This window comes from Candidatus Hydrogenedentota bacterium, assembly GCA_012523015.1.
In the GTDB taxonomy this organism is placed as follows: domain Bacteria; phylum Hydrogenedentota; class Hydrogenedentia; order Hydrogenedentales; family CAITNO01; genus JAAYBJ01.
This window is the reverse complement of record JAAYJI010000324.1, coordinates 1-8,261: the sequence shown is the minus strand read 5'-3', so window position 1 is coordinate 8,261 and position 8,261 is coordinate 1. Positions and strand designations below refer to the sequence as shown.

The following is an 8,261-nucleotide window of genomic DNA, read 5'->3' as shown; positions in this document are numbered from 1 at the left end:
TTTTGAACGGGTCATCGAAGTATTCAAGGCGCACAATATCGGCTATTTCTTCTATAACGGCGGCAATGACTCGATGGACACGGCGCATAAAATCGCCCTCCTCGCAGCAGAACACGGTCTAGAACTGATCTCTGTCGGTGTCCCCAAAACCATTGATAACGACGTGGGCGATTCAGAATTTAAACTCATTGATCATACGCCCGGCTACGGCAGTGTTGCCCGCTATTGGATGGCAATGGTACAAAATGCAAACGAAGAAAACGCCGGATCTTCCCCCGCTGATCCCGTGCTCGTGCTGCAGGCCATGGGCCGCCGCATCGGTTTTATCCCGGCTGCCGCCCGCCTCGCCGATCCCAAACGGGAAATGCCGCTGCAAATCTATATGGCAGAATCCAAAGTCTCTCCCGAAGAAATGTGCGATCAGGTCAATGACCAATTAAAACGAGATGGGCGCTGTGTCGTTGTGGTCAGTGAAGGCTTTGAAGTGGGCGAGCTGGGCGAGGTCAAAGACAGCTTTGGCCACACCAGTTTCGGTTCTTCGCAAATGACGGTGGCGCAACAAGTAGTCAACCTTCTCAATCAAAAAGGCTTGCCTGTCACAGGCAAAGCACGGGGTCAAGTGCCGGGAACCGATCAACGTGCCACCACCGCCTATGCCTCTATCGTTGATCTTGATGAAGCGTATAAAGTGGGCCAGCAGGCGGTGCTCATTGCCGCATCCGGCGAGAACGGATGGATGTCTACGCTGCTCCGAGAACCGGGACTCATTTACAATGTGCGCTACGACAAAGCGCCTCTGGAAGCGGTCGCCAATTCCGAACGCACCTTCCCTGCCCAATGGATTGCGGAAAACAAAATAGACGTAACCGATGAGTTCGTCGCCTATGCAAAACCACTCATCGGAGAGGATTGGACGAGTGTACCCGTGATTAATGGACGACAACGCTTAGCACGGTTGAAAGCCATTTTTGCGGATCAGCAATTGCCGGCTTATGTGCCGCAAGGCTACCGAAAGCCATAAAAACGGCGCGGTCGGCTGTGCTCCTTTCAGCGGGCAGAAGGGCCTTACTCTACTGCCTATGACAAGATGAAGCCAAAGACTTACAAGTGATTTTATACTATGGTATATGTGCTCTTACTCTATCTGATGGGAACCTTGCCGATGAGCATTCCAAATGACGGACCCATGTTCGCGCCCGACTTCTTTGAAACGGGCAGCGGAGCCCTATGGCGCCACGATTATGATGAACCTTTGGTGATGAATGACTGGTTTCTTGCCGGACCGGGCCCGGGCATCGAACGAGCCGACTGGATTCAGGCTGCCCTACGCTGGCGCAAGCGCGCCCTTGCCGGGACAGCCCGATACCTTCATCTGGTAAGTGATGGAGGTAAAGGCTGGCTTCGCTTAGCGGCGCCCCTGTCTAAAACTCTGGATTTACGGGGCGGAGACGATATTTTTCTTTCTGTCACCCTCCGCCACGTCACAGGATCAGGAAGATTGCGCTTCACACTCAAGCATCCGAACCCAAGCCAAGATGCCGTCATGACCTCCTATCTAGACATCCCCGGAGACGGGGAATGGCATAACCTGTCCCTCTCCCTTAGCTTGGATTCGGGGCCGGAAGCTGCCCAAGGACTGCTCCCGGAATTATGCTTGGAAAGTACCGACGCTGAGCAAGAAGCACAAGCCGACCTTGCCGGCGTCATCATCGGCATTGACGACACAGAACGTATGCAAGCCTTTGGTGAAATGCTGCGCAACCTGGATACGACCCACGTATGCCGCTGCGTCTACGATCGTGACGATTTGGATTGGACGGCCGCCACCTTCACGAGTTATTTTTTCTCCCTCTACGATCAACGTTTCTACGATTCTGAAACGGGCTATGATATAAGCGGTTTTCTGGACACGATGCGCCAACGCTTCGGTAAGCTGGACACAGTTATCCTCAGCTCCGCCTACCCACAAATCGGATTGGATGATCGAAACCAATTTGATTTCTTCAACGATCTGCCCGGCGGCATGGACACTTTAAAGGATATGTGCCGCCGTTTCCATGAAGAAGAGGTGCGCGTCCTCATTCCTTATCTGCCTTGGGATCAGGGTACAAGGAAAGACGAAGACCCCGAAGCTAAAATGGCGGCATTGGTCAGCGAGATCGAAGCAGACGGTATTTTCCTAGACTCCTTACAGGGCGCAAGCAGTGCTTTCCGCCAACTGGTCGATGCGCACCGTGCCGGCGTAGCATTGGTTCCCGAATTAAATCCGCCTGTACGCCAATTGAGCCTGTGCAATATGTCTTGGATGGAAGGGGCGCAGGATACAGATCCGCCGGGCATGCCCCTGTTGAAGTGGATTGAACCACGACACATTCAATACGCCACAACGCGCTGGGCGCGTTCCCGTCAGGCGGAAATCGAGAGCGCATTTTTCAATGGTATCGGCATGCAGCTTTGGGAAAATGTCTTTGGCACAGCAAATCCCATATCCGATGAAGACGCCTTGCTGTGGAAACGATGTGCCGCTATTCTCCATCAATTTCCCGAAGTGTTTATCTCCCATTTGTGGGATCCTTTTTATCCGTCCGTACAAGAAGAAGTCCTTGTCCATCGCTGGCCCGGCTCCCCCACGACCCTCTTCACCTTATACAACACCGAGGAGCCCATGGTTCATGTTCCTCTCCTTCGGTGGCAATTCCCCGAGGACAGACGCTCCGACAATATGCACGTCTATGACCTGTGGAAAGGCTGCGAGACTCGTTGGGAAATGACGGAATTCGGGCGCGTCCAAATTTGGGGCGATATTGACCGCATCAGCTGTATTGCCGTTGTCTTCGGCAATGAGCCCCGTCTTGAAGAATTTATGCAGGAACAGGCTGCTTTGGCGGCAGAAAAAACAACGACAACGAAGGTAACGATCAGCCCTGTGCCGAAGCCCGCGCCCGAGTCTGTCCCTCCCACCGACGATAACACCGGTATGGTTCTCATCCAGGGCGGCGAACAACGCATGCAGCTCCGTCATCCCCGCAGTGAATACGGATGCTACCCCGATCCCGGCACGGAAGCCGATGATCTGCATCGCTTCACGGGTTTTCCCTCGGAGCAGCCCCACATCAGCCATGACTACACCGTAGAACTCGCCAACTTTTGGATCGATGAGGCGCAAGTCAGCAACGGCGACTACAAGCGATTTCTGGAAGAAAGCGGTTACGAACCCGACCGCCCCGAAAACTTCCTGCGCCATTGGCCTGACCGCAAAATGCCGGAAGAAATCGCGGAACTGCCCGTGGTCAATGTGGACTTGGACGATGCCCGCGCCTATGCACGATGGGCAGGGAAACGGCTGCCTACAGAGGCGGAATGGCAACGTGCCGCCCAAGGCGAAGATGGAAGGCTCTGGCCGTGGGGCGATCGATTCGACGCCGGTAAATGCGCGCCCTCAGGTGCTGCGCCCATGACGGTGCGTTCACTGCCCGAAGGACGCGGACCGAATGGCCTGTATCACTGCAGCGGCAATGTTTGGGAATGGACTGAAAGCGAATACGAAGATGCCTTCACCCGTTTCTGTATCATCCGCGGCGGCGCGTCTTATCAAGCGCAAGGCAGCGACCGCTATAGGACAGGCGGCGCGCAGCCTTTGAATCATCATGAAAAATTCTTGCTCCTTTGGCCGGGATTAGACCGCTGTGCTACCGTTGGCTTCCGTTGTGTTAAAGATTCAAGATGAGTATGGAACCGCCCTCGTCGCAGGACACGAACAAGGCCATGAACAAGAATCATAACGACAAAACAAAAAGAGCGCACCGCAGAAAACCATGGATCCGAACGCAGATAATCCTGTTTTCGATTATCTTAATCATCTTCGTGGTTTCCTTCTCCCTGCTTATTGGACTCAAAATGTATGCGACGGGCAAACTGGAAGTACACATTGCCGCGGTTCGTGATACGGGCGGGCCCACTACCATTGAGGAGTTAATCCACTGGCAAGAAGACTTCATGGATTCCCAAGGGCAGCCCGATGAATCCACGGCGGCGGCGCTTTATTCGCAAGTATTTTCTGCAATAGACGACAAAGATAATCCCCATCCCCTGGATGAACTCAGACAACTTGTAAACGGGATGATTGAGAACAACGAATTGCCCGCTGCGGAACCGGAACTGTTGCGAAAAGAACTTATGGAACGGCAGGCGCTCTTAGCGTTATTGTATCAGGCCGTTGCGTTGCCGGCAGGACATTATGATCCTGATTACAGCCAAATTTGGCAGCTGGATTTGCCTTATCTGAGCGGCACACGGCGCGCCTTATTATTACTCCGCGCCGAAATCTGCAGGGCGCTTATCCACAAGGAAGCCGATCAGGCAAGCAGGGCTTTTATAGCAGCAGGGGCATTGCTCCGCCCCTATTATTATGAACCTACCTTGAGCTCGCAATATGCCCGCATTTACTGCGTACGACTGATCCAAAGGATCTTTAATCTGATGTTGAACCATGTGGAATTCACGGGCGATCAGTTAACGCAATTCAGAGACGTTTTCGAATTTCCATCGCTCAAAGACGCCTTCAGCCGCACACTGATAGCGGAACGGGTATGGATGATCCAAAGTTATCTCAATCCAGAATTACTCATTCATGCCAGTGATAAATGGATTTACAGCACATCCATGAGCGATAAATTCGCCATTGCCGGTTCCGTAGGATGGTGGATTCCCGACTATAAACTCTATTTCACCGCTATGGAAAGGCTGATTCCGGCGATAACGCAAACTTTCCCGGAGGCGCAGCTTACGTTCTATCAAGAGATCTATCCAAGAAGTGCCTATTACCGCGCTCCCACGGCGGCCGCTCAACAAGAACCCCGCCTCCGGATGCGCCTGCCTGCGTGGCCCGGTCTGGAAAAGTTACGAGAAAATTATATCAACCTGCCCGAGGCGATCGCCGGGCATGATCTCAATATCGCTTTTGCCTTGACCGCCCTCCAAGTGGAACAGTACCGTGCAGAGCATGGTCAATGGCCCGAAAGCTTAGACAGTCTTATCCCTGAATATGGGGCGGATTTACCGGTGGATCCCTATACCTTGGAGCCGCTGGTCTATAGCATTGAGGAAGAAGGCGGCTACAAGATATCTACCCCGGTCATAGCATTACGGGACAAGGATCCTTTGAAAGATGCGTACTATCGGGCTCACTTCAAGGTCGATCGCTGAAGCGGCAGCGCTTAGCGTTTCGCCAAGCTGAGATGACGACAACCTTCCGCCACGTCCAACAGAAAAGCGCGCGCATCATCGGCATTCAAAGCATGGGGATTGAGCTTACCGCCGCGGCTGTATTTTGCCAGATTTTGTTTGCTCAGCATATTGGGCCGCAAAAAGCCCATTGTCCAATTTTCGAATAAGATCTCGTCAGTCTCGGTATATTCATGGAGGGTAATTTTTTCATGGCGCTTATCGGCCTTGATTCGTGCATAGATTTCATCGACAGCCTCACGGGGACCTTCCAGACATTGCATGAAAAAACTCTGGTCGTAACATAAGACGCCCGAGATTTGGCGGTCAACATTATTTTTCCGGGATACGGACAGAATCTCTTGCAAGGCTTTGGTGTCGCAAGAGCCGGTCATTGTACTTGAATATATAAGTCTAACTTTCTTCATCACATACCGCGATTCTAAATTTATTTAAGATAATTCTCTTGTGTTTGTTTGTTGGGGGTTCACCATAACTAACGCAAATAACGCTATTATTATTTCCTACTATAACAATACGGGAAACTCAAATCCAAAAGAGAGGTGATGCGCTTATGATCCGCTTGGAATAGGCGTTAGACCTAATACCTGCCATAAAAAAGCGCGCCCTTTTCCTCTGCCGAACATCGGTCTTTAAGACTGCGGATGAATTGTTAAATCAAATTACGTTATAATCCCTTTCAGGGGGTTGTTGCAGAAGTCTTTAAATTCCACACAAAAACACCATGGAGTATATACATGATTCAAGAAAACCACGCCGGTACTAAAATTCGGCAGCTGCGCGAAGCCGCACAACTCAGCATCGAAGCGCTCGCTGAAAAATGCCAAATGAACCCGGAACAAATCAACCATATTGAGACCGGTCAATTGCTACCCTCCCTATCGCCGCTCATCAAGATCGCCCGTGCTTTGGGCGTTCGTCTGGGCACTTTTTTGGATGACGAGGCGAACGGACAAACCCGTGTGTTACGGGGCGGCGAAGCGGAGTCGGTCATGCGTTTTTCCGGATCGGAATCGCCCGATAAAAGCATGCTGGACTTCTATTCACTTGCCGCCCACAAGCGGGATCGGCATATGGAACCATTCCTGATCAACATACACCCCGGTCAAGGAAAAGCGCCCGTCCTCTCTTCCCACGAAGGAGAGGAATTCATCTATGTTTTGAGTGGTGTCGTGGAAATCCATTATGGCAAAGAATCCTATCATCTCAACGAAGGGGACAGCATTTATTATGACTCGATCGTTCCCCATGAGGTGCGCGCCGCCAACGGCGTGGAAGCACGTATCCTCGCTGTTGTCTATGCGCCTTTCTAAATGATAGGCTTAACCTAGTCTATACAGGTGCAGATGAACCGCCTACAAAGGAAATGATCATGATTCGACGACATGAAGACATGGAGTGTGAAGTTCGCGATCAAATGCGCGGCGGCACCGGCAGTGTGACCATTCGGCATATGTTCAAGGAACAAGACTTCGGCGCAAAGATTCGCTTTTGCGCCTTCATCACCATCCCGCCCGCCGCAAGTATCGGGCTGCACCAACATCAACAAGAAGATGAAGTGTACATCGTTCTGTCCGGAACGGGCATCATCGAAGACGGAGCAGAACGGAGCCGTATAAAAGAGGGTGACGCCATTTTAACGGGCAAGGGCGCGTCCCACGCCGTATTGAATGACGGGACAGAAAACTTGCACATGGCGGCTGTTATTGCCTGTTACTAGGAGAGTCAGCATCATGAATATCCTGCCGGAAAGTTTGATTCTGCCGCCGCAAACGCGGCAAGGAAAAGGCAGTGCAGAACAATTGCTGGCGCACTGCGAAGCCTTCGGCCAACGAGGTTATCTCGTGTGCGGCCAGTCCCAAGTACGTAACGGTAACTTAGACCGCATACTCGCAAACGAAAAGGTTCATGCACAGCTGCGGGTTTGGATCTATCCCGGCGATGAACCCACCCTCAGCCATCTCGAAGAACTGCTCAGCCTTGTCCGTGAGCATAACCCCCATTGGATCGCCGCCCTTGGCGGAGGCAGTGTGCTCGATATTGCCAAGGCAGCGGCGGGGCTGCATCATGCCCCCTTACCCATACGCTCCTACCATGACGGCACACCGATCCCGCCCACGGCCACAGCATTTATTGCCGTGCCGACCACAGCGGGAACAGGCTCAGAGGCAACCATGGTCTCTGTGTTAACCAACGAGGATACGGGCGTGAAAAAGTCCATCCGCCATCCTTCCTTTTTAGCCCGCCTCGTCGTGTTGGATCCCCAGTTGTTGGAAGCCTGTCCGCCCCCGATTATGGCGGCTTCCGGCATGGATGCGCTGACCCAAGCCATCGAATCCTATTGCAGCCGCGGCGCTACCTGGCTGTCTGACACCTTTGCGATCAAAGCCTTCACCATGATCTATGAGAGCTTGGAGAAGGCGTGCTTGGGGAATGTTGAAGTCTTGCCCCAACTCTTAGAAGGCAGTTTTCTCGCCGGTATCGCCTTATCTAATGCGCGGCTGGGCTTGGTGCATGGCTTAGCGCATCCCCTGGGCGCGCGCTTTCACATACCCCACGGCAAGGTCTGCGCTGTCTGTCTGCCCTATGTACTCCGCTTTAATAGGGAAAGCATCGAAGAAAAATATGTCGTGTTGACCCACCATACAGGAGACGATTTGTTGACCGCTGTGGAAGCGCTCAACAAAAGGCTGGGCATAGAAAATCCTTTCATTGGAAAAACACTGCATGATCCCGAAGCCTTTATTGAAGAGACCCTCGCCTCGGGTTCGACCCAAGCCAATCCCAAAGAAGTCACAGAAGAAGATGTGTCCCGCATCTTGGACGAACTTTTCCAAGAATCATGAGAAACTGTCTCATGCCTTCCGCCCTTTATGCTAGGCGCAATTCTCTTGAGAACATGCCAAAAAGGCATGGACATTTTCGTGGGCCGTATCGCGGGTGATCTCACAGCCTGCCGCGAAAATGTAGTTGCCTGCCGCTTCCGCCTCACAGCGCCGGAGCGCCTGCTCGACGGC

At 52.5% G+C, this 8,261-nt stretch carries 8 protein-coding genes; 6 read left to right on the top strand and 2 right to left on the bottom strand.

Features of this window, described 5'->3' with window-relative positions:
• The 3 genes from GX117_14280 to GX117_14270 all read left to right on the top strand — a co-directional run.
• A partial coding sequence (locus GX117_14280; GenBank protein NLO34498.1) for a 6-phosphofructokinase occupies positions 1–1,021 on the top strand: 1,021 nt, incomplete at its 5' end.
• Between the two features lie 141 nt (positions 1,022–1,162).
• Positions 1,163–3,727, top strand: coding sequence for a formylglycine-generating enzyme family protein (locus GX117_14275; protein ID NLO34497.1), 2,565 nt, complete (start codon positions 1,163–1,165; stop codon positions 3,725–3,727).
• Positions 3,724–5,205: a hypothetical protein gene (locus GX117_14270; protein ID NLO34496.1), complete on the top strand. Its 1,482-nt coding sequence runs from the start codon at positions 3,724–3,726 to the stop codon at positions 5,203–5,205. Before GX117_14275 ends, GX117_14270 begins: the two co-directional genes overlap by 4 nt.
• 11 nt (positions 5,206–5,216) lie before the next feature.
• On the opposite strand, the gene GX117_14265 is transcribed toward GX117_14270, so the two are convergent.
• On the bottom strand, positions 5,217–5,618 hold the full coding sequence (locus GX117_14265) for a BLUF domain-containing protein (protein ID NLO34495.1): 402 nt from the start codon (positions 5,616–5,618) through the stop codon (positions 5,217–5,219).
• 363 nt (positions 5,619–5,981) lie between these two features.
• On the opposite strand from GX117_14265, the gene GX117_14260 reads away from it, so the two are divergent.
• The 3 genes from GX117_14260 to GX117_14250 are packed head-to-tail and all read left to right on the top strand — an operon-like array spanning position 5,982 to position 8,090.
• Complete coding sequence (locus GX117_14260) at positions 5,982–6,557, top strand: helix-turn-helix domain-containing protein (protein NLO34494.1); 576 nt, start codon at positions 5,982–5,984, stop codon at positions 6,555–6,557.
• 59 nt (positions 6,558–6,616) lie between these two features.
• A complete protein-coding gene (locus GX117_14255) occupies positions 6,617–6,964 on the top strand; it encodes a cupin domain-containing protein (protein ID NLO34493.1) in 348 nt (115 codons plus the stop codon).
• A gap of 13 nt (positions 6,965–6,977) precedes the next feature.
• Positions 6,978–8,090, top strand: coding sequence for an iron-containing alcohol dehydrogenase (locus tag GX117_14250; protein NLO34492.1), 1,113 nt, complete (start codon positions 6,978–6,980; stop codon positions 8,088–8,090).
• Between the two features lie 30 nt (positions 8,091–8,120).
• Here the strand turns inward: GX117_14250 and GX117_14245 are convergent.
• Positions 8,121–8,261, bottom strand: a 141-nt coding sequence (locus GX117_14245) for a hypothetical protein (protein NLO34491.1), incomplete at its 5' end; no start/stop codon positions are given.

What these genes read in the sequence shown, in the direction of transcription:
- GX117_14260 (NLO34494.1), top strand. Translation starts at nt 5,982, where the DNA reads ATGATTCAAGAAAACCACGCCGGTACTAAAATTCGGCAGCTGCGCGAA.
- GX117_14270 (NLO34496.1), top strand. Translation starts at nt 3,724, where the DNA reads ATGAGTATGGAACCGCCCTCGTCGCAGGACACGAACAAGGCCATGAAC.
- GX117_14250 (NLO34492.1), top strand. Translation starts at nt 6,978, where the DNA reads ATGAATATCCTGCCGGAAAGTTTGATTCTGCCGCCGCAAACGCGGCAA.
- GX117_14255 (NLO34493.1), top strand. Translation starts at nt 6,617, where the DNA reads ATGATTCGACGACATGAAGACATGGAGTGTGAAGTTCGCGATCAAATG.
- GX117_14275 (NLO34497.1), top strand. Translation starts at nt 1,163, where the DNA reads ATGAGCATTCCAAATGACGGACCCATGTTCGCGCCCGACTTCTTTGAA.
- GX117_14265 (NLO34495.1), bottom strand. Translation starts at nt 5,618, where the DNA reads ATGACCGGCTCTTGCGACACCAAAGCCTTGCAAGAGATTCTGTCCGTA.